The following is a 25,269-nucleotide window of genomic DNA, read 5'->3' on the forward strand; positions in this document are numbered from 1 at the left end:
ATGAAATTCCTAGTCCTTGTGATTTGATGATTCAGCTTGATCTGCAATCGCCAGCGCTCTCGCTCTGAACATGGCACTGTTGAAAAGTATGACACAGCAAGCCAACGCTGCAAAATCCCAGAGTGTTGAGGCCGGTGAAAAGCTGCCTAATGTTGCGCCTACAAAGTAGCCGAGTAATAGAAAGCATAGCCATATGAGTAGGCGCGGAGTCTCGTTGCTGATAGCTCTGTATAATAGCAACAGTGGCGCAACTCTTACTATCGCGACAATCCACTGAGTAGTGAGGGTCAGGTCCGAACTAAAGGTATCGGCAATTTGGGTGAAGATTAGCAGCAGATAAAAGCAGACTATGACGCGGGGGTGAATTAGATACTTCATTATAGGCTTCTCTCTAATCGTTGAGCGAGTTGTCCAAGGCGCTTTCCGTAAGCGCGGGCAATGGCAATTTCATCTGCCGTTAACGTAGTTGTTCCTTGCGAACCACTGACGTGAGACGGGCCGTAAGGCGTTCCTCCAGTGGAAGTTTGTCCGAGCTCTGCCACGCTGTAGGGGACGCCTGCCCAAATCATACCGTGATGAAGAAGTGGGATAGCCATGCTCATGAGAGTTGTTTCTTGTCCTCCATGAAGGCTTGCCGAGCTAGTAAAAACGCCGAAGGGTTTATCAATCAGATCACCGCTGAGCCAGAGGTCAGAACTCCCATCGATAAAATATTTTAATGCCGCCGCCATATTGCCAAATCGGGTTGGGCTACCCAGTGCTAGGGCACTACAATCGCGGAGGTCCTGGTACTCGCAGTAGAGGTCTCCCTCATCGGGGACCGGCGAGCTCGTTGCCTCGGTGGTTGAGCTGACAGCTGGAACGGTACGAACGCGCGCGCTCATACCACTTGCTTCAATACCAAGTGCTATTTGCTCGGCAAGCGCTTTGACGGACCCACCAACCGAGTAATAGAGCACGAGAATGAAGGAGCTACTCACTTAAATAACTCCAAGACCTGCTCAGGGGGGCGACCAATCATTGCTCGCCCATTATGGCTAACAATTGGGCGTTCTATCAAAATTGGGTTCTCGACCATCGCCGCCAATAATTCGGCATCAGCGGTATCTGCCGATAAGCCAAGCGACTTATAGATTGCTTCGCCCTTGCGAAGTAGTTGATGAGCTGAGTAACCAAGTTGGTTGAGCAGGTCTGATAATTGCTCCCTGGACGGCGGTGTGTCCAAGTAACGAACGACATTGACGTTGATTCCTTCATTGGTGAGGAGTTCTAGAGTCTGTCGTGACTTTGAGCATCGCGGATTGTGGTATATGGTTGTCATAATGACCTAATAACCTAGTGTGAACTGTTAATGGAAAAAGTTGCTGACACAATTATAACCACAACACGCGAGCGTATGCTTGAATTCATCCGTTTCTGTCGGTTTGTACTAAGAAGATTCGTTGATGACGGCTGTGCGCACGCCGCGGCGGCCTTAACCTATACTTCGCTATTTGCGATTGTTCCCACCTTGACGGTGATGGTGACCATCATTGCCATCGTACCGGCCTTTGAGCCAGCTCTGCAGCAAGCGCAGGAACTTCTTTTAAATCACCTAGTTCCCTCGAGCTCCGATACGGTGCAATCCGCGCTGGTTGGATTCACTAACGAAGCAAAGAAGCTTACTGGATTCAGCGTTCTGCTGTTAATCGTGACCGTTGTATTGCTCCTGAATACCATTGAGGATGCTTTTAACCGTATTTGGGGTATTAAACAACGGCGAAAGTTGCGCCCCAAGCTGATGCTGTATTGGACCTTGATAAGTCTAGGGCCAATCTTCCTAGCGTCAGCGGCGGCTGCATCGGCGGCGTTGGCTCAATCGGAGTATATTAGTTGGCTGGATGCCGAGCACCTAAATTGGCTGCTGACGCCGCTTCCTTGGGTGTTTAATTGCCTATTGTTTTCAATGCTGCTTGCCTATGTCCCTAATTGTTACGTTCCTGCGCGCGACGCTATTTTAGGCGGTATGGTAACGGCTTCATTATTCATGGTGGCGCAGAATGTTTTTTCAGTTGGTGCTTTCAGCCCCAATTATTCGGCAATCTATGGCACCTTTGCTGCAGTGCCGCTATTCCTCCTATGGATTTATGCGTCATGGATAGTGGTCCTATTTGGCGCCAACTTGACTCGCTGTTTACCCCGTTATCACACCACCAACAGGACTTCTAGCAGCAGGCTGATGGTGGCGATTGCGGTGCTTCGATGGCTATGGGCGAACCATGCGCAGGGCTATCGACTCTCGGAGCGGCAGTGGATAGGCGGAAAGATTAAATCGCTGCCACTAGAGTCTCATGCGGACTGGTTGGCATTGCGACATCGGCTGGTTGCGGAGCGGATTTTATTGGTCAATGATGAAGACGAGCTAGCGTTAGGTAGGGATTTAACACGGTATAGTATTGGCGACTTCCTTCGTATACTGGAACCAAATGTGCTGATGGACGATACGTTACGACGCACTCGCGACAAACTTCCCGCTACCGTAAGCGCGTCATTGAAAGGTCTTCAAGGCGATGCAGAGGTAGTACTGAAGCAGCCACTTAGTGTGTGGCTCGAGAAAGGTTAATTAATGCGTTTGATAGTTATTATGGTCACGTTGATGTCATTGTCGGCGTGCGCAGAGAAGCCGATTTCTCTGCAATTACTACCCTCTGGTTCGCACGCCATGACTAATGACACTGGCGAGTACACGGTACTAAATTACTGGGCAATATGGTGTGCACCCTGCCGCAGGGAAATCCCAGAGCTGAACGAATTCGACCACCTCAGTGCCGATGTTACTGTAGTAGGTGTGAACTGGGATCGAGATGACGCAGACACCACGCTAGAGTACATGGAACGTATGGGAATCGAATTTCCGGTCACTGACGGCGATCCACTCCAGCAACTCGCCATTATTCGTCCCGAAATTCTGCCAACTACTTTCGTGTTTGACGCTAATGGTCGCTTAGTGGCTACCTTGGTTGGCGAGCAGGACGGGCAATCAATCCGCGCGGCGATTGAGTCAGCTGAGCACAGCGGAACTTAATAATTTACCTCGAAGGATTGACGTCACGCGGTTGAATTATCAGCTAAGCTCAAGAAACTATATTGAGTAGAGCGCCTATGAAAAATTATCGACAGCCCTTCAATGTTCGTTTTTGGACCGTGGCGGTCACTGCACATATCGCGGTGATCGCGGCCTCTAACTATCTGATTCAAATCCCCATTGAGTTTGGTGGTCACTACACTACTTGGGCGGCATTTACTTTTCCTATTCTCTATCTGCTATCGGATTTGACGGTTCGCCTACAGGGGTGGAATCTAGCAAAATGGGTGGTCTTGATGTCGATGTTCCCAGCATTGCTGTTGAGCTATGTGTTTGGAATGGTGTTTGAACACGGCGAGTTTCAAAACTGGGACGCGCTACTTAGCTTTGATTCCTTTGTCGCGCGAATAGCTTTCGCCAGTCTAATTGCCTACGCATTTGGTCAGCTTTTGGATATTAAGGTGTTCGATAAGTTACGCCGACGAGGCTCTTGGTGGGTAGCTCCAACGGGTTCTAGCTTGCTGGGTAATGCGGTGGATACCACGGTGTTCTTTACGGTGGCATTCTATGCCTCAACGGACCCCACCATGGGTGCTCACTGGGTGGAAATTGGCATAATTGATTACCTCACCAAAATCGCATTTACGCTGGTGGTTTACATCCCTATCTACGGAATTCTTGTACGCAGCCTCAGTCGCAAAATGGCGACGGATACTGAATGATGTCTGGCTAAGGATTGGGGAGGTTGCACTATTACAATTCGGCCCGTTCCCGCAGGCTCGAGCCGATAAAGAATAGTTTCTAGAATAAACCGAAAGGACCGGCCTTTGAAACAGCTGAGCTACCAATGGCTGCAAAGCATACCAGTGCGGCAACAAACACAGCGGCCCTAGCACTGCCAGACAACTGTTTCTTTATCACTACTGTCCCTAGACCGATGTACACGATGAGCAGAATAATCTTGGTGGCTAACCACGGTTGCGCCATGGGTGAAAAGCCGGCCAGTACCGCAAGGGTAATACCCGACGCGAGCAGTAGCGTGTCATTAATATGCGGACTTATTTTTAGGACCTTGGTCTCAAGCAGCTGAGACCCCCGAAATTTCAATGTAGCGCGAAATACGAATAGAGAAATTGAAATAACAGCGAACAGAAGATGGCTGTGTTTAAAGAGTGCGTATGTTTCCATAATTTACCTACTTATTATTGTTGTTGGAGTTGTTCTATCACTGCCGTGGTTGCACGGCATAGCTGTTCGAGCTCGGCTTGGGTAATGACGAAAGGCGGCATCATGTAGATGAGCTTACCGAAGGGGCGAAGCCAAACGCCCTGTTCAACCAAGCGTGGCTGTATCTCATTAAGGTCCACGGGCTGTTTCATCTCGATAACACCCATCGCCCCGAGGACGCGAACATTTGCCACCGAAGCATGCTGCCGAAGCGGGGAGAGCGCGCTATTAAGTGTGCGTTCAATCTGACTAACCTGTTGAGACCAATTATTCTCTAAGAGCAAGTCGATGCTCTCGCAAGCAACTCGACACGCTAGCGGATTACCCATGAAGGTTGGCCCGTGCATGAATACGCCGGCCTCGCCATGGGAAATACCGTTAGCGACTTCTGCCGTGCAGAGTGTTGCCGCCAGAGTCATTGTGCCGCCTGTTAACGCTTTACCTAAACAGAGAATATCGGGGCAGATACCCGCATGCTCAACGGCGAAGAGTTTCCCAGTGCGGCCAAAGCCGGTGGCGATTTCGTCGGCGATTAGGAGTACATCGAAGGCTTTACAGAGTTCAGCCAGCGCAGCGAGGTAGTCAGGTGAGTAGAATCGCATGCCTCCCGCGCCTTGAGTAATTGGTTCGATAATAAAGGCGGCAGTTTCTTCAGCGTGATGCTCAAGAAGATGACGTACGGAATCTAAATCACTGGATTGAAATGGCCGGTCAAAACCCAGCGGCGGTGCGTCGGCGAAAAGCTGCTGAGGCATACTTTGTTGGAACAGATGATGCATACCGGTTACTGGATCACAGGTGGCCATAGCGCCGAAGGTGTCTCCATGATAGCCGTTGCGAACTGTCATGATGCGATGCTTTTGCGGCTTTCCGCGAGAGGCTTGATATTGAATGGCCATCTTAATAGCGACCTCTACCGATACTGAGCCTGAATCCGCCAGGAAAACCCGTTCTAGACCACTGGGAGTTAGCTCAACCAAGCGGCGCGATAGCTCAACGGCTGGATTATGAGTAAAGCCGCCAAACATGACGTGTGACATCTTGGTAATCTGATCGGTCATCGCCTGGTTTAGCCGAGGGTGGTTGTAGCCGTGAACGGTGCACCACCAAGAGCTCATCCCGTCAATGAGCTGTCGGCCATCAGTCAGCTCAATCATCACCCCATCGCAGCGCTCAACCATAAAGGTTGGTGACGGATTTGTGGCGGACGAGTAGGGGTGCCAGATATGGTTGGCATCAAATTCGAGTTGTTCTGTTTCGGTGTACATGTGAGCCTCCAGTTGAGTGCGAAGTGTACCACTATACGAATACTCATTGCTGCTCAAATTACGCTTGGCTAGCGCGGGAGAGAATGGATTCAAGCGCTGAGGAAAAGCCGCTGCAGTTCACCTTGGGCGTGCTGCAGCGGTGACGCTATTTGCTGGCCTAGATTGGCGACCCAGGCGGGAGCGCTTGGGCTTCGCTTGGGGCAATTTGCCCCATTGCCTCAGTGAGTAATTGATGGAGACGATAACCACTTGCGGTGGAGGTATCGACGTCTTCAATCCACCCTTTAAGCTGCCATTGTAGTGTTGATTTCACCTCTTCTCGCGTGGTGGGATTGGCGAGCACTTCACCCAGTGCGCGCGCTAACAAGTACTGAGTTCGCTCATTGAACGGAGATGTGGCCGACATGGCCATCACTCGTTGGTAGAGATGCGAAAGATACTCGTCAACCTGCAGCGGTGACATGGCTTGCGACAGTCGATTTAAGCGCCGAGGCGCCAACATGGCAGCCAAGACGTGGCGACTATAGGCTTCGGCCATCGCTCGTTGATCAATGAGTCGGCCTAGTTGAGACGGTGAAGACTCTCTATCACGACTATAGCCAATAGGCATGGGGGCTAACTGCTGCGCTAAGGTGTCTGGGAGCTGCAGAAAATCAGCTTCAATAGTAGTTAGTAGGCCATCTACGGCGGCAAGTTGTTGTGACTTATCCACCCAGATAAAGGCAGCAGGATCGGCCGCTAAATTCGCTACTAAGTGATAGCCGCCAATTTGCTTTGCTACGGCTTCAACTTGAAAGCGTGTGAGGTTATAAACAGGGACCACTACTTTATCAAGCTGGCCGATTGGATCAGAGTCATCAATTGCATTTAGACTCAGCCGAGCCAGCGCAAGTTCCCGAACGGCGATCAGCCGGGAGAGTTCGTTGACGGGATCAGCACCGTTATCCCAAAGATGACCGCTTGCTGAACCGCCACCAAGCGGGCGTGCTTCGTAATCGCTAACGTAGCCAATGTCCGAGCGAAGCAGAGCGCGCTTCGCGGCCTCGAAGTCATCGCCGTAGCCGTAGCTTACCACCAAGGTATCCCACTCGCCGATGGCGTTATCGTAGGCATCCTCCAAGCTAATCGCTCCCGCTGCAATGTCGATAAGCGGATGAGGGTAGTCCATGACCGAGGCTCGGTTACGCTCGCTGGCCGCAAAATTATGAGCGATTCCTAGCGTATGACCAATTTCGTGCGCCGACAGTTGTCGAATGCGGGCTAGCGCCATCGCTTCAGCTTCAGTTGAGTTACTCTGATCAAGAAGCGCATCGGCAATGAGAATATCCTGACGAACCCGAAGTGAGCCCAAGGTGACGTGTCCCTTAATAATTTCACCGGTTCGTGGATCAATAACGGAGGCGCCATAAGACCAGCCACGAGTTGCTCGGTGTACCCAGTTTATTACGTTATAGCGCGCATCCATGGGATCGGCGCCTGCGGGTAGTTCACGGATTTGGAAGGCATTTTCGTAACCAATTGCGGAAAAAGCTTGATTCCACCACATGCCGCCGTCAATTAATGCGCTCTTAACGGGCTCGGGAACACCAGGATCCAGGTAGTAAATGATGGGTTCAACCGCCGGTGAACTTGCCGCGCTCGGGTCAAGTTTTTCTAAGCGGTGGCGCGGGATAACGCGAACGCTTAGATCCTCGTGGAGACCAACGGTGTAATCTTGCCACGCCACTGAAAAGTAGCCACTATTTGGGTGATAAGGGCGAACCTCAAAGCCCTCTTCCGGTAGCTTCAAGAAGGAGTGATGAAGGTAAACCGTAAAGCCTTCGGTGTTAGTCACTACATCATTAAGATACGAACCAGCACCGCTGCCGGTAAAGCTGACCACCGCTTCAATCTCAAGGTTTTCAGGGAAAGACTTGGTTCGATCCCAATGAATCATTGATCTCTCACTGTTTGCCGCGTACTGACCTTGCTCCATACTAGCAAGCCAATCACTAATGGCCATGGCGTCAGAGAACGCAAAGTCGGTGGCATCAATTGACCAAGATGAGGCATTGTCTTCAAGAATTGGGAAGGACCAAATGACATGATCGGGAAAAGCTTCCTCAACGGCCTGTGTTTCAGCTGGATTGTCTGAGCTGCTTCGATAGCGAAGGTTGTGCTCCACCAGTAGCAGGCGCTCTCCGGCAGGCACGAAACTGACAATCTTGGTTTCGCCCAGTAGACCTCGGTCCAAACCGATGTCATTGGAGCCAATACCGCGAGCAACACTGGGGTAGTAGAGTAATTCACCCAGGTCCTTTGGTACCGCTAGCTGCAGTGAATTGTCAGTAGGATTCGCAGTAAGACCAATAAAATTGTTACTGGGCTGCGAAGTTTCCTGGTCTTGGATACACCCAGTCAAGAGCAAGCTTAGCGAAAGAAACACGGCTATTAAGCGCACGTTATCACCTCATAGTTAAGAATTGTTGTAGACGAACTATACCCAAAATTTGCGCGCGAAGTATCCCTTTCTAAGTGAAACTTACGTATGATGTGAGCTAAGTAGTTAGAGAGGTAAACATGAGCGAACATCTGATCACCGCAGAGCGAAGAGAGAAGCTACTTCGTTGGGTGTCTATTGCTTCAATTAGCGTTGCCATTATCTTGGTCGCTACCAAACTCGCCGCCTGGTGGTATAGCGATTCGGTAAGTCTAATGGCCTCTTTGATTGATTCGGTGATGGATGCGGGGGCGTCACTCATTAACTTCCTGGCCATTCGCTATGCGCTAAAACCGGCGGATGACGACCATCGCTTTGGCCATGGGAAAGCGGAAGCCTTAGCTTCGCTACTGCAGTCTATTCTCATTGCGCTCTCCTCAGTTTTCCTGCTGTTCTACGCCATCGATAGAATTAGTAATCCTACCGAGCTCAACTTTGCCGCGATTGCGATCGCGGTCATGGTACTGTCGTTATTCCTGACTATCTCATTGGTTTTGTTTCAGCGTTATGTTGTGCGTCGAACCAAGTCGACGGTGGTGTCGGCTGATTCACTTCACTATTTATCGGATATCTTGGCTAATATTGCGGTAATTGTTGCACTCGTTTTGGCCGGGTATGGATTTAAGGGTGTGGATGCGTGGTTGGGTGTTGTTATTGGTATCTATATTGCCTACTCGGCCTGGGAAATCGCCAGTGAAGCAATTGACCTACTCTTGGATAAGGAGTTGGACGACGAGACGCGTGAGCGCATTTGTGAACAGGTCCGTTCGGTCCCCAAAGTGATCGGCCTTCATGACTTAAGAACGCGTGATTCAGGTGGCGTGGTGTTTGTTCAAATGCACTTAGAACTGCCGGATCAGATGCCGCTCTTAGAGGCTCATAAAATTGCTGATCAGGTTGAAGAACGAGTGCTATCGCTCTTTCCTAAGGCGGAAGTACTGGTTCACCAAGACCCCATCTCAGTGGTGCCCGAGCCGCATCCGCTTCCCGCTGAAGATAGTTAAGTAGCGTGGGATTCTTCGACTTTCCCAATCGTAGGAAAGCTGCGGTAGTTAGCGCTGACCGCGGCTGTCTTGATAATGGCGTTGTCTGGCAGCATAAAACTCATCCCCGCCGCCAGCGACTCGCTCTGGTGGTTACGGCTAGTGGCACGGTGGAAATTCGGACACCGGTTGGGGTCACCACTCGCCAAGCCGTAACATTCCTAGAAGCGCATGCAAATTGGGCGAAGCAAAAATGTTCAGAGCGCTGCCAAGCTGCCTCCCACGATACGATTCGCCTTTTTGCCGAGGATGTTGAGCTTAAGCGTGTTGAAGGTCCGGTTACAGTCAGTGCTGGAACTATTTCAGCGCCCAGTGATGCCGATTTGGAACGTTTTCTCCGTGGACAGCTTGAGCAGGTGATTGCCGAGCGATGGCAAGTCTGGTTGCCTATCATTGCAGATTGGGATGTGCCGCAGCCAACCTGGAGTTTGCGTAAGATGAGCAGCCGGTGGGGAAGTTGCTCTGCCGATGGCCGAATTCGCTTTAGTACCTTGCTTGTTCACCACGCTATTGAACAGATTGATTACGTCATTGTTCACGAGTTGTGCCACCTTAAGGAGATGAATCACAGTCTCGCCTATTGGCAGTTGGTTGAACGGTCTATGCCGGATTGGCGGCAACGACGAGCACGTTTGGCTAATCGATAGTACGTTCTGCTAATCAATAATTCGCTTCGCAGGCTTGGCTGGCCTAAATCTTCGGATAGTGCCAATTGCGACCGAGAAAGGTGTTTGGCTATGATGACTATTCACAGCGTTCAAGGAGATCTGCATTGGAACCTCAGCAAAGTATTTTCAGCGATGGTCATAATCATCGACTATTTCTTGAATTTAGCCTGAATGAATCACCTAATCTGAAAACGGTTAAAGCCGCCCTTCGTGCGCTTCGAGCACAGAGCGAAGTGGAGGTTGTGGTGGCATTCGGTCGAAAATTTTCGCGGCTATTGGAAATTGCGCTACCTAACAATTTCCATGACTTTGCATCTCTAGAGAGCTCTAGTGGCGCTATTGCCCCAGCTACTCAGAATGATCTTTTTGTGTGGCTGCAGGGCGAAGATTCGGCTATTTTCGAAGTCAGCTTCCAGCTTGTTCAGGCACTGCAGAATTCTCTGTCCATTGAACGAGAGCTCAATGGGTTTGATTATCGTGAATCGAAGGATTTAATGAGCTTTGAGGACGGTAGTGCCAATCCTAAAGGGTCGGCGATACAGACCGCAGCGCTGGTTCCTGAGGGAGAAGCTGGTGAGGGTGGCAGTATCGTATTAACTCAACAGTGGGTCCACAAGCTTGCCAAATTCTTTGCGTTGACACCGCATGAACAGAGCGCCGTGATTGGTCGAGATAAGGCAACTAACGAGGAGCTGAGCAGTGAGGATATGCCCAATAACGCCCACGTTGCGCGAACCGACGTAGACTTGGACGGCGTGCCAACCAAAGTCTGGCGTCGCTCCAGCCCCTATGGCACTCCAAGTAAGCATGGTCTTTATTTTCTCAGTTTCAGCTGCGACCAGCGGCGTCATCAGTTGCAGTTGGATTCCATGTACGGGCTCACTGGGGATGGCGTGAGCGATCATATCCTTGCGTTTTCCGATGCGGTCTCCGGCAGTTATTACTTCGCTCCGTCGGAAACGGTATTGCGCGAGATGCTTAGCTAGGCACACTGCCGGCTGAGTCTCAGCGTTTCCTCTTCTCCACATCGTCCTAGTAGATCTACGCATTGAACAAGCTTACCTCCCCCCCCCAGTGGGGGAGGTAAGCTTGTCTAGAGTGTATAAGAATGCTCTAACTCGCAAAAGCGGGTGCAGCTACTAAACTTATAAGCTGTTACGAAGCAGGTTGCTGACTAATACGTCCGCACCAACAATGCTGAGATAATAATAACGTTGAATACGTCTCAGACTTATTTACACAAGGGGAAGATAACATGCCAGCAGTGAATACGTTCCGTCGTTCACGCCTAGCAGCCAGTATCTCAATGGTACTGGGGGGTGTCAGTGCGGGTGCTTTGCACGCGCAAGATCAAGATCAAGTTCAAGAAGAAGCCGTTGTTGAAGAAGTTGTTGTCACGGGTTTCCGAGCCAGCTTGGAAGATTCTGTTGCAACAAAACGTGATAGCTCGTCCATTGTTGAAGCTATCTCAGCTGAAGATATCGGTAAGCTTCCAGATGTTTCCATTGCGGAAAGCTTAGGCCGACTACCTGGGTTAACTGTTCAGCGATTGAACGGTCGAGGGCAGGTTGTTGCTGTCCGCGGTATGTCACCAGACTTCTCGACGGGCCTCCTAAATGGCCGCGAGCAAGTTTCAGTGGGAGACAACCGCGGTGTTGAATTTGATCAGTATCCATCGGAACTACTGCACGGTGCTGTGGTTTATAAAACCCCGGATGCTGCGCTGATTGGCCAGGGTCTCTCCGGTACGGTTGATCTCCACACCGTTCGTCCACTTGAGTATGGTGAGCGAAACATTACTATCAACGCTAAATACGAAGCACTTGACTACGATCTAGTGTCTAACCGTGATAACACGGGTAACCGTTTTAGCGCTACCTACATTGATCAGTTTGCTGATGAAACCATTGGTTTGATGTTGGGCTACTCTCACACCAAATCGCCTAACCAAGGTCAGCACTTCAACTCGTGGGGCTACTACAACGGTGACGGCAACGGTAATAACGCCATTGGCGGTGGCCGTTTGTACGCTCGTGCGGGAATGTTAGAGCGTGATAGCTTCGTTACCACTGTTGAATTTGCTCCGTCAGATCGTATGAGTGCGTCAATGGACGTGTTCTATTCAGAGTTCACTGAAGATCAAATTAAGCATGGTATGGCACTGTGTTTGGCTTGTGGTGCAACCATGACGGTGATTGACACTAAAGATGGTGTTGTCACTGAAGGTATCTACGACGGTGTTAAAAACATCCTAGAAAACAATCAGTTTAAGCGCGATGCTGAGTCACTGTCTGTTGGCTTCAATGTTGAATTCCAACTTAATGATCAATGGAATTTGGAAGCAGACGTTTCTCATTCAAGTATTGATCGTAGTGATATTGCTGAGCTCGAAACTAACGCCGGTACTGGTCCGAATGGCCAGGGAGCGTTAGATACCGTTCATTTCTGGTCAACTCCAGATGGTACCCAGTTCGAAACAGCGCTTGATTACACTAACGTTGATTACAACTCGGCGAACCCGATTTATGTTACTAGCCCAGCTGGATGGGGTGACCCAAGCGCGCTAGCACCTTACCAGCCAGCTGGACAGTTTGGTTATAACAAAGTATTTGACGTTTCTGATGACATTAACGCTTTCCGCGCTGCGGTTTCGGGCGAGCTTGATTTTGGTGTCGTAACGGGCGTTGAGATGGGATACAACTACACCAGCCGTGAAAAGACTCGTGTTTCTAACGAAGGTGTCATCACCAGTAACGTGACCGATGCGAATGGTGATTTGCTGGACAAGGTAGAAATTCCTAGCGGCATCGTTGGTCAGACTTCACTGGACTTTGGTTTGCGTGGAGCGAACACTTCGATGTTAGCTTACGATCCATCGGCATTGCTCGCGAGCGGCGTTATTCAACAGGGTGCTTACCTCTATAACGACATCTTGGCGAAGGCATGGGAAGTTAACGAATCTGTTAATACGGTTTACGTTAAGTTTGATGTCGATGCAGAGATTGGCGATATGCCGCTAACCGGTAATTTCGGTGTTCAGTATCAGTTTTGGGATCAAGACTCTCGTGGTCAGAACGCTACAGGTGCCGGCTCAAGTATTCAATCTGAGTACTACGAAGGCGAAGCAAGTGATTCAGAGATTCTTCCAAGCTTGAACTTGAGCTTGGCAGTTACCGACGATCAAATTGTTCGCTTGGGCTTGGCTCGCACACTTGCTCGTCCACGTATGGATGAGATGCGCGCGTCAGGTACCTATGGTTACAACGCCAATAATGCCAATACCACTCAGGCTGATATTGATGCGTTAATTGCTTCAGGTGTGTCTGAAATCAGTGCATATCAGCAGCTTTCTCCTTGGGGCCGTGGCGGTGGTAACATCGAATTGACTCCTTGGGTTGCTGACGCTGTCGATCTTTCATACGAGTACTACTTCGAAGATGGCCTAAGCTATGTTTCTGGTGCGGTATTCTACAAAGATTTACAGAGCTACATCTTCAATCAGAACGTTCTCTTCGACTTTACCGGTCTACCTCCACAAGGTCCTGCACCGCAGATTTACACAGGTGTAAGTAACCAGCCGGTCAATGGCGAAGGTGGCTCGATTGAAGGCTATGAGCTAACGGCATCGATTAACTTCGGTTTGTTTGCCGATTCACTTAGTGGCTTCGGTATCTTCGCGACTTACTCGAAGAACGATAGTGAGATCGAGCCGAACGGTCCAGGCTCTAACTCTCGTTTGCCGGGTCTTTCTGAAGACGTCTACAACCTAACGGCTTACTACGAAGATCATGGCTTCTCAGCACGTATCAACCAACGTTATCGTTCGGACTACGTGGGTGAGGTTTCAGGCTTCGGTGGAGCGCGAACAGGTTCTGATATCGCAGAAGAAACCATTGTGGATGCGCAAATCGGCTACTCGTTCGATAGCGGTTCACTTGAAGGTCTTACCGTGATGCTTCAGGGCTTGAACCTGACTAACGAGCCGTTCCGTACGGTTGATGTCAACACAGGTTATGCTACTGAGTACCAGACCTATGGTTCATCGTACATGCTAGGTGCTTCTTACACCTTCTAATAGGCCGTAGGAACACGTAAGCTAGACCCTCAAGGACTCGTGTCGTTGAGGGTCTTTTTCGTTCAAAACGTAGAATAATAGGGACGACTAGTGGTAGATAATTCAATAAAAAAAGTGGTTGTGGTAGGTGGCGGTACCGCCGGTTGGATGGCCGCGGCGTTACTTGGTAAGTTGATGGGTAAGCTGGTTAGCGTTGAGCTGGTGGAGTCCGATCAAATTGGTACGGTTGGTGTGGGTGAGGCAACCATACCGCAAATTCGTCATTTGACCGATGCATTACAAATATCTGAGCAGGATTTTCTGAAGTCCGTGCAGGGAACCTACAAGTTAGGTATTGAATTCAATGACTGGGGTAAGCTTGGTGACTCCTATATTCATACCTTTGGGGACGTTGGACGTCGTCTAGGGGTCTTGGATTATCATCAGGTGTGGCTTCGTGGTCGAGAATTGGGCTTGACCGAAGATTTTTGGGGCGCCTCGTTTAATGAGATTGCCGCCCGAGCGAATAAGTTTGCGCCCGTAGAGAAGATCGGTAATACCGGTTTGCTTGGTCTAGGGTACGCGTTCCACTTTGATGCTACGCTCGTGGCAAAGTATCTACGCAACTACGCCGAGCCATTAGGGGTAAAGCGCAGTGAAGGGCATATTCAGCAGGTCTTAAAGGACCCTGATTCGGGTTATATTACTCAGCTTAAGCTGGAGGACGGGCGCTTAGTTGAAGGCGATCTTTTCATAGATTGTTCTGGCTTTAGAAGTCTTCTGCTAGGTGAGGCGTTAGCAACTCCCTACGTTAATTGGAGTCATTGGTTGCCCTGTAATAGCGCCCAAGCCGTCCCGACAAAAGCCACCGAGCCACTCGTCCCCTACACCAAGGCAACGGCAAGAAAGGCCGGCTGGCAATGGCGCATTCCGCTGCAGCATCGAGTGGGCAACGGTCATGTCTATGCCAGTGACTTTATCAGTGATGCTGAGGCAACGGACATCCTGTTGGCTAACTTAGATGCTGAGCCGCTCATGGCACCTAAACAACTCCGCTTCACTACCGGAAAGCGAGAGAATTTCTGGGTCAAAAACTGTATTGCTTTAGGGCTCGCGAGTGGTTTCATGGAACCGCTTGAGTCAACGAGTATTCATCTGGTGCAGTCGGCACTTAGCCGCCTTATTGACCTATTCCCAACGCGTGAATTTTCTGAGGCAGACGTTGCTGAGTACAATACTCGAACGCATTTCGAATACGACACTATTCGCGATTTCCTCATTCTTCACTATAAGGCCACAAGCCGAGATGATTCCGAGTTTTGGAATTACTGCCGAAATATGTCAATTCCTGATAGCCTGCAGCACAAGTTTGATCTTTGGCAAAACCATGGTCGATTCTTTCGAAATGACGATGAACTCTTTACTCAGATGAGTTGGGTTCAGGTATTTTTAGGGCAGAATATTATTCCTAGTGACTGCCACCCAATTGCCAAGAGTCTGACGAAAGATCAAGTACAGGGCTATAGCGCAGATATACGGAGAATTCTTTTGCAGACGGTAGATCAAATGCCCAGTCATGCTGAGTTCATCGCTCAACATATCGCTGCGCCGCGTCTGGATTGATTTAACGAGTTTTGAAATCGAGACGATAACGGGAGCGCTAACATTCGCTCCCGATACCCAACTACCTTTGTTGAGTACCCTATGGGCTTAGCTCTATGAGTAGACTCAAGCCATTTAACGCGCGTGGAGACGGCTCTTCGGTCACTTCAGAGTATTAATCTCAAATTCAATAGGCTCCGCGTTAGCGGCAATATAAAAGGTGTTCTCAGTAATGGTGATGCTGAGTTCCGTAGTGCGTGCCAGTGCATTGGTAAGCGATTCGAGCGCGGATTCATTGAACTGAAGCACGGATAAGTTCAGTCCCGCCGCCTTCGCCTCGATACCTTCCCACCACACCTTCGAACGGTCCTTGAAGCACACGACTATGGCCTCTTCGGCCTTACGACAGGCTCGCTTGAGGCGATCTAGACTGGGTTCACCAACTTCAATCCACAGCAGTGGATGATCATCATTGCTAACAGACCAGAGGTCAGGTACATCGACGTCACTTAATCCTTTCGTGAAGCTAATATTTCGATGCGCGAATAAGGTGTAGCAAAGGACTCGACATAGCATTCGCTGCGGGGTTTCCGACGGATGCTGAGCAACAGTTAGCTCCAGTTGGTCGAAGAAATTACTATCCAGATTGGAAAGGGCGATTTTAAACTTATATATGGTAGGCTTTAAGGCCACACTGAACTCCACGCGCATGGGGTGAGGGAGTCACCCAGTAGTTGAAAGACCACGATACTAGCACACTTGTAGAGGACAATGAGCGGAATGATATTGGCAAGCAAAAGATTAAGCTATCGACTCTTCACTGAGGAAGATCGCGAGGAACTGTGGGCGTTAGATCAAGATCCCGAGGTGATGCGTTTTATTACCAAAGGTGAACCCAGCTCTATGGAACGGATCGAAACGCTATTCATACCGCGCATGATGGCTTATAACCTGCCGATCAAAGGTTGGGGTATTTGGCGAGTAAGTGTCAGTGAGGATGATCGATACCTGGGTTGGGTGCTCGTGCGGCCGGAGAACTTCTTTGACGATCAGCGAGATGACACCAGTCTAGAGCTTGGTTGGCGCTTCTTTCAGTCATCCTGGGGTCAAGGATACGCGACCGAAGCGGCCGCGTATCTGGCTGATCAGCTACTGGCACTCAATCCGGAGCTTAAGCAGTTCATGGCCATTGCGGATAAAGAGAACGAGGCCTCGATAGGGGTGATGAAGAAGCTAGGAATGAGCTTTAGTAATGAGACGAGTTTTTTAAGCCCAGTAACTGGCTGTTCTGAGCCCGTAGTGCGTTACGTCAAATTGATCCCGCGATAGCGCACAACGCTGAGGGGCTTAAGTTGGATTGACTCGCCAAGGCGGGTTAAGACGATTCTCGCCAGCGTAATACAGCTTAATTCGATTTCCCGCCGGGTCTAGCAGAATGGCTTCCGTCCACAGATAGGACTCATCTTTCGGTAGCTGTTCGAACACCAATCCAGCATCCTGCAAACGCTTCACGTCTTGTGTGAGGGTACTGGTCTCGAAATAAATCGTATTAGTGTTGGCGGTGAAAGTCGGATCCAAACTGACTGACAGCGAGGCCTCACCGCTTGGCGCGATAAATCTCAGATAGTGGGGCGTATCCACAATTAGCGTTAAACCAAGCTTCTGGTAGAAATCCTTTGAACTTGCGATGTTTTGGCTACCGAGGGTCACCTGATTAAGATACATCTGCGCTTCCTCTTAGTTCGATTATTGTCAATTTCGTTAGTCTAGAAATAACGTTTTTTGTAGTGAGCTGACAACTGTACTTACCACTACAAAAGCAAGTAATGTTGCGGGTGTTGTCACGTCAGGAGCTGGTTTTATTGGTCTGAGCCGTAGTTGTGGAATTGCAGTCAGCATTGGGGTGCAGAGTTTATAACCACTATTTCTTAAAAAAATGTAGTTTTACTACCCGTTCATTAGGTAAATGTAGGGCAAATTTGCTATTATTCGCCGCAAGAAAATGGCTGGCTATTCAATTGACTACAAAATGGTCTCACGAGAGCGGCAAGAACCAAACAACTAGGGATTATTATGACCACTTCGAAAATTATTTATACCCTGACTGACGAAGCCCCGGCGTTAGCTACCTACTCACTCCTTCCTATCGTACAGGCCTTTTCTAAGGCTGCAGGCGTTGAAGTAGAAACACGTGATATTTCATTATCTGGGCGTGTGCTTGCTAACTTCCCAGACTACCTTAGCGAAGCGCAGCGTATTGATGACGCTTTGACCGAGCTAGGTGAATTGGCAAAACAGCCAGATGCGAACATTGTGAAGCTGCCAAATATTTCCGCTTCAATTCCGCAATTGGTTGCGACCATTCGTGAACTTCAGTCAAAAGGTTTCAATCTTCCAGATTTCCCTGCCGAACCAGAGACTCAGGAAGAAGAAGTGATCAAAGCTCGTTACCTAAAGGTTGCGGGCTCAGCAGTGAATCCAGTGCTACGCGAAGGTAACTCTGATCGTCGCGCGCCGAATGCCGTAAAAGCATTCGCCAAGAAGCACCCACACTCAATGGGTGTTTGGTCAAAGGATTCCGCTTCGCACGTGGCGTCTATGACCGCGGGTGATTTCTACGAGAGTGAAACCTCTACTACGCTAGCCAGTGCGACAGAATTTAAAATTGTCCATGTGGCTGCCGATGGCCAGGAAACTGAGCTACGTGAATTCGCGCCGCTTCAAGCGGGTGAGATTTTGGATAGTTCATCGCTTAATGTCGCAGAATTGCGTAAGTTCCTGGCTGAGCAAGTTGCCGATGCCAAGGCGAAAGGCGTCTTGTTCTCGCTACACATGAAAGCAACCATGATGAAGGTCTCTGACCCTATTATCTTTGGTCACTGTGTAGAGGTTTTCTATGCCGATGTGTTCGCTAAGTACGCCGATGTCTTCGCTGAGATTGGTGTGGATGTAACCAACGGTATTGGTGACGTTTACAACAAGATCACCGCACTGGAAGAAGACGTTCAAGCACAAATTAAGGCTGACATTGCAGCTGTCTACGACACCGCACCGGACATGGCGATGGTTGATTCCGACAACGGTATTACCAATTTGCACGTACCATCGGATGTCATTATCGATGCGTCAATGCCTGCGATGATTCGTTCTTCGGGTCAGATGTGGAACGCGCAAGGAAAGCTTCAGGATACTAAAGCGGTGATTCCAGATCGTTGTTACGCTGGTGTTTACGACGCAACGATTAACTTCTGTCGTGAGCATGGAGCCTTCGATCCAACAACTATGGGCACCGTGCCAAACGTAGGCTTGATGGCTCAAAAAGCCGAAGAGTACGGCTCGCATGACAAAACCTTCGTTGCACCGTCAAACGGAGTAATTAAGGCAATTGATACTAGCGGTGCGGTGTTGCTTGAGCAGACCGTTGAGACTGGTGATATCTTCCGTATGTGCCAAGTTAAGGATGCGCCGGTACAGGACTGGGTCAAGCTAGCTGTTAATCGCGCTCGTGCTACAGGCTGGCCAGCAATCTTCTGGCTTGACGCTAATCGTGCACATGACGCTGAACTGATTAACAAGGTTGAACGCTACCTTGCCGACCACAATACTGATGGTCTTGAAATCAAAGTGATGGCACCAGTTGAAGCCACTAACTACACGTTGAAGCGTCTAAAGGCGGGCGAGAATACAATTTCTGTTACCGGTAACGTTCTTCGTGATTATCTTACAGACTTGTTCCCAATTCTTGAGTTGGGCACTTCTGCGAAGATGCTGTCAATCGTGCCGTTGATGAACGGTGGCGGTCTGTTTGAAACTGGAGCGGGTGGTTCTGCGCCGAAGCACGTTCAGCAGTTTGAAAAAGAGAACCACTTACGTTGGGACTCTCTGGGCGAATTTTTGGCGCTTGCCGTTTCACTTGAGCACCTAGGTTCAACCTTCAACAACGCTACAGCGGTCATTCTTGGCGAAACATTAGATGCGGCAACGGCTACCTTCTTGGAGGAGAATAAATCTCCATCACGTAAGGTTAATGAGCTGGATAACCGTGGCTCTCACTTCTACCTGGCTATGTATTGGGCTCAGGAGTTGGCGGCTCAAACTAAGGACGCTGAACTTCAGGCGCGTTTTGCTCCTCTTGCTGAAGAACTTGCAAAAGCTGAAGCAAAAATTGTTGATGAGCTTAATGCAGCGCAGGGCGTAGCAATGGATATCGGCGGCTACTTCCGTCCTAATCCAGTGCAAGCGAGTGAAGCAATGCGACCTTCAGCTACCCTTAACACCCTGTTAGCTGGGCTGTAATTCGCCTCGCTAACGGCTCTTTATACGGGCCAAAAAAAGCCGCTTTGGGTATCCAATGCGGCTTTTTTATTGTCTAGTTCTATTGTCTAGTGTTAGCGACAGCAGTCATGCACTAACCGTTCTGGTAATACGGGCAAAGCCGGCTATTCGCCGGCCTGTCAGCGATTCAGATCTCCTGAGCCTGTTGTAGGCGATACAGCCAACGACCGTAGAGAAAGATGCCCACCGCAGAAAGAGTGCCAATGGCGGAAATGATATACCATGCCATTCCCACGTTGTGGGCCGCGTAGAGCTGTTCGGTCACCGCATAGGCAGGTTGCCCAAGGGTGCTGACCAGTGTATCGAAGGCTTCACCATTGGCGATATTCGCCACGGCTTCCGAGCTCCAACCCATATCCGCTAACATTTCTCTAGAGAACGCTTCTTTGGACGCAAACCATTCGTATAGCTTAGGGCCGAAATAGCCCTCAAGCCCCCAACCAATGCCCTGAGGAAGCATAACAAAGCCTAGGTACATGGCTTTTTTGCCCTCGGGAGCAATATTACCCATGAATTCGTTTTTCTTCGGGCTAATCATCATTTCGCCTAGCGAAAAGGTAGCGATGGCGAAGAAGATAATCCACGCGGCATTGAACAAACCGACTAGGGCAATGGCGACAATACTGAGAATACAACCCACCAACATGGCGTGAGTCACGCGTACTTTAGCCACTACAGCGCCAACCAAGAAGCAGAAGATCATGATCATGCCAGCGTTGAGATTCAACATTCCTTCGGGCATGACTTTGGTGCCTTGGTCATCCAAGCCTAGGAAGAAGATTAATAGCCCGCTGTCCGTGCCGCTCGGCCCAAAGAGCGTGTCAACGATGACGCGTGTATCAACCCACTCAGAGATGTGAATAGGTAAGACATCAAATAGCGAGAAGAACAGGAACCAAAACGGCGCGAATACCAACATGTAGCCAATGACCAACGGCTTTTTTAGTTCTTGCCAAGCATCTCGCCAGAGCGGGCGTTGAGTAATTTCTCCCGCTTTGATCTGGCGGGCACGTTCGAGGCGATCCGCTTTACCCGGCTCGCGGTAGGCGAGCAAAAAGAGGAAGTTGAGCGAAATAATTGCGGCACATGCAAAGAAAACATAATCCCACGATAGTTGGCGCATGTAGACCGCGATGAGCGGACCGACAAAGCCACCGATATTAACAATTTGGTAGAACAGTGCCCAAGCCATTGAAGTGTTATTACGATTGGTGGAAAGGACCAGGGTGCCTTGAATACCGGGTTTAAAGATTCCTGTCCCCGTTGCTAATAGCATCGCGCCAATCAAGAAGCCCCAGAAAGTTGGGAACATAGCCATGGCAAGGTAACCGAGAATTTTGATTACGGTGGAAAGCGCAATGGTTTCTTTGTAGCCCATGCGGTCAGATAGGCCGCCAGAGAAGACGGGAACAAAGGTTTGGGTGACGGCCCAAATCATGGAGATGATGGCGTAGTCGTTAAGCGTGATACCTAGGCCGCCGGCGGAAACGGGGGCCTGAGTATAAAGGCCCGCACTGGCTTTAACACCGTAGTAGCTAATTCGCTCTACCAGTTCCATGCCACCAACGATCCAGAAAATGTAGCTGAGACTGGCAATTGAGGCGAACATGCCTAACTGCTTTACTTCGCGCAAGTCGTTATTATCGTACATAAAGGTTTCTCAAATTACTGTGAATACCCGTCATACAGTAATAAGGCACAACTTTCAGTTCAACCTCTATTGCGAATTTTGTTGTTGGCTGCGATATTTAAGTTAGCATTTGTCTGTAGATAGGGAGTTGGTTTATGAGTAATTTGGCAACCGGAAGTTTTGATGTGGCGCTCACTCCCAGTGAGGGTGATGAGCCGGCTATGGGTCGCATGCTGATCAAGAAGCACTATAAAGGCGATTTGGCGGGGATTGCGAAGGGACAGATGTTGAGTTCGCGTAGCACCGTAGAGGGCTCCGCGGGCTATGTTGCGATGGAGCTGTTCGAGGGGTCGCTAGGTGATAAATTTGGCACCTTTGTCCTGCTGCATAAGGGGTTGATGACCCGAGGTGAGTCATCGTTAAGAATTAGTGTGGTGCCCGATTCGGGAACGGGTGAGCTGGTAGGCATTTCCGGCGAAATGACCATTGATATCGCGGAAGCCGTCCATAACTACACTTTCGACTACCGTTTAGCCGATTAAGGCTAGCGCCAAGCAATGCTCGGGCGAAGGCGCTGAGCTAAACCGATAGCGCACAACGTTGAGTTTTGCGCTTTAAGTTTCGTTGAACTGGTACTGTATTTGGTGATGATAGCTGCGCTGCGGGCCAAATATACAGTTTGGCCAGTCCGGCCGATTAGGCGAATCTGGCGCGAATTGAGGTTCGAGCGCTACCGCAGCATAATTTTCCAGCGCTTGGTTGTTACCGAGTTGTGTTCCTGCCAATCCTCCTCCAGCGTAGCATTGAACGGCTGGCATATTAGAGCGGAGTGTGAGAGTCAAATCTCCCCGCGGCGACGAAAGTCTTGCCATGGGTACCGAATTGGCGGACATATCCTCTTGGATGATAAATGAGTGGTCATAGCCGGCGGTGATTTCCTGGTGCGAATCCTGAAGTAGGACGTCGCCAATACAACGTGGTTCGCGAAAATCAAAGCCATTACCGATGACCGACATGGCCTGTTCAGCGGGAATTCCGTCTGGATCTACAGGCAAATAGCGATCGGCAAAGATCTCCAATTGATGGGTGCTAATGGTTGGGTGTTGTCGCGCAAGATTGAAATAGGGGTGGGCTGTAATATTCAGTGGTGTCTCAGCGTTGGCCGTTGCTCGGTAATCAATTGAAACGACGTTATCCTCGGAGAGGCTGAACCGAGCATAAACGATTATCCGGCCAGGGAACCCTTGATCCCCGTCATTTGATTGCAGTCTCAGGGTGGCGCTGGAGCGATCAACGGACTTAATTTGCCAGACTCGTTTATCGAAGCCTAGCGAGCCGCCATGAAGTGTATTGTTGTTCTCATTCTTACTAAGCTGATAGGTGGAGTCTCCAAGTTTAAACTGGCCGTTATGGATTCGATTGGCGTATCGTCCTATTGTTGAGCCTAAGTAGATCTGTTGACTAAGGTGCTGTCGAATGGAGTTGCAGAACAAGACAGTGTCGCGAAGCTCGCCAGAACTAAGGGCTATCTGAAGGCGCGCAATGCTGGCGCCGTAACTTAACAGCGTAAGCTTGCTACCAACCCCATTACTCAATTCAATACGATCAATGGATTGATCGCCAATCATCAATCCGGTTGGTGTAATACTTGCTTCTGATCGGTTTCCTATTGCCTCAGTCAATGCGTCCCGCTCCCTGTGAACTATTACAAAGATATATGTCGGCAACCAATCCAGTGGCGGCCTCGTAGTGCTGTTCAACAAGCTGTATCACCGCCGCTACCAAGCCCTGCGGGACGAGTGCCACCACACAGCCGCCAAAGCCACCACCGGTCATTCTCACTCCACCCTTTAGTCCTAGTTGTTCGTGAATATTGTCCACTAGCCAGTCTATGGGTGCCACGGTGATATTAAAGTCATCACGCATCGACGCATGTGAGGCTTGCATCAATCGGCTTACCATGGCGATATCCCCATTGTTTAGCGCCTCGGCAGCAATCAGCGTGCGTTCATTCTCAGTGACGACGTGCCGAGCGCGTTGGAAGAGTTCACCATCCAGCTCGTCAACCCGGGCGTTAAGCTCTGCCGAGCTGATATCTCTGAGGGCTTTGACGTTGAAGTGCTTAGCGACGGCTTCACACTGTTCGCGCCGCTGATTGTAGGCGCTATCCACTAGGCCTCGTTTCACGTTTGAGTTGATGACAAGAATTTGCAAGTCAGTTGGGATGTCTACGGTTTGGGTGGAGAGGTCGCGACAGTCTATAAGTTGAGCGCCGTCGGCGACTCCGGTAGCTGAAATTAACTGATCCATAATGCCGCAATTGCAGCCTACGAAATCGTTTTCAGCACGCTGTGATAGCAGCGCAATATCCGTGGGACTTAACTGGGCGTTAAACAGGTCATTGAGTGCCGTACCCACGGCTACCTCCAGCGCGGCGCTGGAGCTCAAGCCGGCGCCCTGAGGAACGTTGCCAGTGATTGCCATGGATAATCCGGATAACTGAACGCCAAGTCGTTGGAACTCTACGATCACTCCACGGACATAATTGACCCATTCGGGGCTTGATTGGCGAGTGATTGGAACATTGAGATCAATCACGTGCGTCTCGTTGTCGAAGTCGCAGGCGAGCACCTCGATCCGATTAGTGCCGTTGAGTGTACAGGCCACAACTGTTTGGTAGTTAATGGCTGTCGGCAGCACAAAGCCGTCATTGTAGTCAGTGTGTTCGCCAATTAAATTTACTCGCCCAGGTGCCTGATACGTAGCGAGGGCTTCGGTGTTGAATGTGGCCGCGAAAGCCGCTTTAAGCTGATCGATTTGTGACATTTGGCTTAAGCTCCTGCACGATAATGTTGACTGCTGACGGTGCGAAGGTACTCGGCGGCTTGTTCAGGGGTTAGATCGCGCTGGGATTCCGCGAACATCTCATAGCCTACCATGAACTTCTTTACACTCGCCGAGCGCAGCAATGGGGGGTAGAAGCTGGCATGAAGTTGCCAGTGAGAGGTTTCTGCCAAGTCAAACGGAGCATGGTGCCAACCCATCGAGTAAGGGAAGCTACATTCAAACAGGTTATCGTAGCGCGTAGTGAGCGCCTTGAGGTGTGCGGCTAAGTCGCCTCGTTGTTCGCTGCTAATCCCGCTAAAGTCACTGATTTGCTGTGACTTAGGCATTAGTAGCGTCTCAAAGGGCCACGCGGCCCAAAAGGGTACCACGCTGAGCCAGTGCTCACTCTCCTCAACAACTCGCTCGCCATTACTAAGTTCCGAACGGGCGTAATCGAGGAGGAGGTTACTTTGATGTTGTGCAAAATATTGCGCTTGGTGGATATTTTTCTTACGAATTTCGTTTGGCCAGAAACTGTTCGCCCAAATTTGACCATGAGGGTGTGGTTGAGAGCAGCCCATTAAGGCGCCCTTGTTCTCGAAAATTTGTACCCATGGATAGTGTTGACCGAGTTCTGCCGATTGCTGTTGCCAGCAAGACACTATGCGTTCAATTTCTTCCGGGTTCAATTCGGCCAGCGTACGACTGTGATCAGGCGAATAGCAAATGACTCGGCTAACGCCGGTGGCGCTCTCGTAGCTAAAGAGAGGGTCTTCGCTACTTGCTTCGGGCACGAACGGTTGCAATGCAGCAAAATCATTGGTGAACACGAAGCAGTCTTCATACTGTGGATTATGATCGCCGCTAATGCGCTGATTTCCCGGGCAGAGGAAGCAATCACGTTGGTACTTTTCGCTAGCTTTGGGTTCGGGCGCATCCTCGGCACCTTGCCAAGGACGCTTAGCGCGATGGGGGGACACCAAGACGTAGTCACCCGTTAGTGGGTTTCGGCGCCGATGTGAGTGATCGCTCACGTTAAATATTTCGTCACGTTTTTCCATTAGCTACCACCC

General features: G+C 50.0%; 23 protein-coding genes. 11 read left to right on the forward strand and 12 right to left on the reverse strand.

The features are described from left to right. Positions 1-9 precede the first annotated feature (9 nt). Genes DFR27_RS10650 through arsC form a run of 3 tightly spaced genes read right to left on the reverse strand, consistent with a single transcriptional unit; the run spans position 10 to position 1,321 of the window. Positions 10-378 carry a DUF2069 domain-containing protein gene (locus tag DFR27_RS10650; protein WP_121877447.1) on the reverse strand — a complete coding sequence of 123 codons (369 nt, stop codon included), beginning with the start codon at positions 376-378 and terminating at the stop codon, positions 10-12. Then, positions 378-980 carry an NAD(P)H:quinone oxidoreductase gene (gene wrbA / locus DFR27_RS10655; protein ID WP_121877448.1) on the reverse strand — a complete coding sequence of 201 codons (603 nt, stop codon included), beginning with the start codon at positions 978-980 and terminating at the stop codon, positions 378-380. The genes DFR27_RS10650 and wrbA overlap by 1 nt, the downstream gene beginning before the upstream one ends. Continuing rightward, entirely contained in the window at positions 977-1,321 is a 345-nt protein-coding gene (gene arsC, locus DFR27_RS10660) for an arsenate reductase (glutaredoxin) (RefSeq protein WP_121877449.1), read from the reverse strand. The genes wrbA and arsC overlap by 4 nt, the downstream gene beginning before the upstream one ends. A 30-nt stretch (positions 1,322-1,351) precedes the next feature. Here arsC and DFR27_RS10665 point away from each other — a divergent pair, with 30 nt between their 5' ends. The 3 genes from DFR27_RS10665 to DFR27_RS10675 all read left to right on the forward strand — a co-directional run bounded on the left by DFR27_RS10665 (position 1,352) and on the right by DFR27_RS10675 (position 3,786). Next, entirely contained in the window at positions 1,352-2,602 is a 1,251-nt protein-coding gene (locus DFR27_RS10665; RefSeq protein WP_121877450.1) for a YihY family inner membrane protein, read from the forward strand. Between the two features lie 3 nt (positions 2,603-2,605). Further along, positions 2,606-3,064, forward strand: a complete 459-nt coding sequence (locus DFR27_RS10670; RefSeq protein WP_121877451.1) for a TlpA family protein disulfide reductase — start codon at positions 2,606-2,608, stop codon at positions 3,062-3,064. Between the two features lie 77 nt (positions 3,065-3,141). Next, a complete protein-coding gene (locus DFR27_RS10675; protein ID WP_121877452.1) occupies positions 3,142-3,786 on the forward strand; it encodes a 7-cyano-7-deazaguanine/7-aminomethyl-7-deazaguanine transporter in 645 nt (214 codons plus the stop codon). 79 nt (positions 3,787-3,865) lie between these two features. Here DFR27_RS10675 and DFR27_RS10680 read toward each other — a convergent pair whose 3' ends face one another. The 3 genes from DFR27_RS10680 to DFR27_RS10690 form a co-directional block, all read right to left on the reverse strand. Next, complete coding sequence (locus tag DFR27_RS10680) at positions 3,866-4,252, reverse strand: SirB2 family protein (RefSeq protein WP_121877453.1); 387 nt, start codon at positions 4,250-4,252, stop codon at positions 3,866-3,868. 14 nt (positions 4,253-4,266) lie between these two features. Next, entirely contained in the window at positions 4,267-5,559 is a 1,293-nt protein-coding gene (bioA, locus tag DFR27_RS10685; protein WP_121877454.1) for an adenosylmethionine--8-amino-7-oxononanoate transaminase, read from the reverse strand. A gap of 157 nt (positions 5,560-5,716) precedes the next feature. Then, complete coding sequence (locus tag DFR27_RS10690; RefSeq protein WP_121877455.1) at positions 5,717-7,999, reverse strand: zinc-dependent metalloprotease; 2,283 nt, start codon at positions 7,997-7,999, stop codon at positions 5,717-5,719. Between the two features lie 119 nt (positions 8,000-8,118). Between DFR27_RS10690 and DFR27_RS10695 the strand changes: the two genes are divergently transcribed. From DFR27_RS10695 to DFR27_RS10715, 5 genes are all read left to right on the forward strand, one after another. Beyond that, positions 8,119-9,042, forward strand: coding sequence for a cation diffusion facilitator family transporter (locus DFR27_RS10695; protein WP_121877456.1), 924 nt, complete (start codon positions 8,119-8,121; stop codon positions 9,040-9,042). 5 nt (positions 9,043-9,047) lie between these two features. Beyond that, entirely contained in the window at positions 9,048-9,728 is a 681-nt protein-coding gene (locus tag DFR27_RS10700; RefSeq protein ID WP_121877457.1) for a M48 family metallopeptidase, read from the forward strand. 125 nt (positions 9,729-9,853) lie between these two features. Next, entirely contained in the window at positions 9,854-10,735 is an 882-nt protein-coding gene (locus tag DFR27_RS10705; RefSeq protein ID WP_170150844.1) for a Dyp-type peroxidase, read from the forward strand. Between the two features lie 269 nt (positions 10,736-11,004). Beyond that, positions 11,005-13,824, forward strand: coding sequence for a TonB-dependent receptor (locus tag DFR27_RS10710; RefSeq protein ID WP_121877459.1), 2,820 nt, complete (start codon positions 11,005-11,007; stop codon positions 13,822-13,824). Between the two features lie 90 nt (positions 13,825-13,914). After that, a complete protein-coding gene (locus DFR27_RS10715) occupies positions 13,915-15,426 on the forward strand; it encodes a tryptophan halogenase family protein (RefSeq protein WP_121877460.1) in 1,512 nt (503 codons plus the stop codon). A 141-nt stretch (positions 15,427-15,567) separates the two neighbouring features. Here the strand turns inward: DFR27_RS10715 and DFR27_RS10720 are convergent, their stop codons facing one another. Continuing rightward, a complete protein-coding gene (locus DFR27_RS10720; RefSeq protein WP_170150845.1) occupies positions 15,568-16,098 on the reverse strand; it encodes a YaeQ family protein in 531 nt (176 codons plus the stop codon). A 78-nt stretch (positions 16,099-16,176) separates the two neighbouring features. On the opposite strand from DFR27_RS10720, the gene DFR27_RS10725 reads away from it, so the two are divergent. Further along, positions 16,177-16,734 carry a GNAT family N-acetyltransferase gene (locus DFR27_RS10725; RefSeq protein ID WP_121877462.1) on the forward strand — a complete coding sequence of 186 codons (558 nt, stop codon included), beginning with the start codon at positions 16,177-16,179 and terminating at the stop codon, positions 16,732-16,734. 18 nt (positions 16,735-16,752) lie between these two features. On the opposite strand, the gene DFR27_RS10730 is transcribed toward DFR27_RS10725, so the two are convergent. After that, entirely contained in the window at positions 16,753-17,130 is a 378-nt protein-coding gene (locus tag DFR27_RS10730; RefSeq protein ID WP_121877463.1) for a VOC family protein, read from the reverse strand. A 348-nt stretch (positions 17,131-17,478) separates the two neighbouring features. On the opposite strand from DFR27_RS10730, the gene DFR27_RS10735 reads away from it, so the two are divergent. Beyond that, positions 17,479-19,701, forward strand: coding sequence for an NADP-dependent isocitrate dehydrogenase (locus DFR27_RS10735; protein ID WP_121877464.1), 2,223 nt, complete (start codon positions 17,479-17,481; stop codon positions 19,699-19,701). A gap of 166 nt (positions 19,702-19,867) precedes the next feature. Here DFR27_RS10735 and DFR27_RS10740 read toward each other — a convergent pair whose 3' ends face one another. Next, the gene (locus DFR27_RS10740) at positions 19,868-21,391 is read right to left on the reverse strand and encodes an MFS transporter (protein ID WP_121877465.1); all 1,524 of its coding nucleotides are present in this window, start codon (positions 21,389-21,391) and stop codon (positions 19,868-19,870) included. 134 nt (positions 21,392-21,525) lie between these two features. On the opposite strand from DFR27_RS10740, the gene DFR27_RS10745 reads away from it, so the two are divergent. After that, positions 21,526-21,912, forward strand: coding sequence for a DUF3224 domain-containing protein (locus DFR27_RS10745; protein WP_121877466.1), 387 nt, complete (start codon positions 21,526-21,528; stop codon positions 21,910-21,912). Positions 21,913-21,984: 72 nt separating this feature from the next. Here DFR27_RS10745 and DFR27_RS10750 read toward each other — a convergent pair whose 3' ends face one another. The 3 genes from DFR27_RS10750 to DFR27_RS10760 are packed head-to-tail and all read right to left on the reverse strand — an operon-like array spanning position 21,985 to position 25,257. After that, positions 21,985-23,052: an aldose epimerase family protein gene (locus DFR27_RS10750; RefSeq protein ID WP_121877467.1), complete on the reverse strand. Its 1,068-nt coding sequence runs from the start codon at positions 23,050-23,052 to the stop codon at positions 21,985-21,987. Next, positions 23,045-24,196 carry a galactokinase gene (gene galK, locus DFR27_RS10755; RefSeq protein ID WP_121877468.1) on the reverse strand — a complete coding sequence of 384 codons (1,152 nt, stop codon included), beginning with the start codon at positions 24,194-24,196 and terminating at the stop codon, positions 23,045-23,047. The genes DFR27_RS10750 and galK overlap by 8 nt, the downstream gene beginning before the upstream one ends. Before the next feature lie 5 nt (positions 24,197-24,201). After that, positions 24,202-25,257, reverse strand: coding sequence for a UDP-glucose--hexose-1-phosphate uridylyltransferase (locus tag DFR27_RS10760; RefSeq protein WP_121877469.1), 1,056 nt, complete (start codon positions 25,255-25,257; stop codon positions 24,202-24,204). Between the last annotated feature and the right edge of the window lie 12 nt (positions 25,258-25,269).

The sequence above is a fragment of the Umboniibacter marinipuniceus genome (assembly GCF_003688415.1).
GTDB lineage: Bacteria > Pseudomonadota > Gammaproteobacteria > Pseudomonadales > DSM-25080 > Umboniibacter > Umboniibacter marinipuniceus.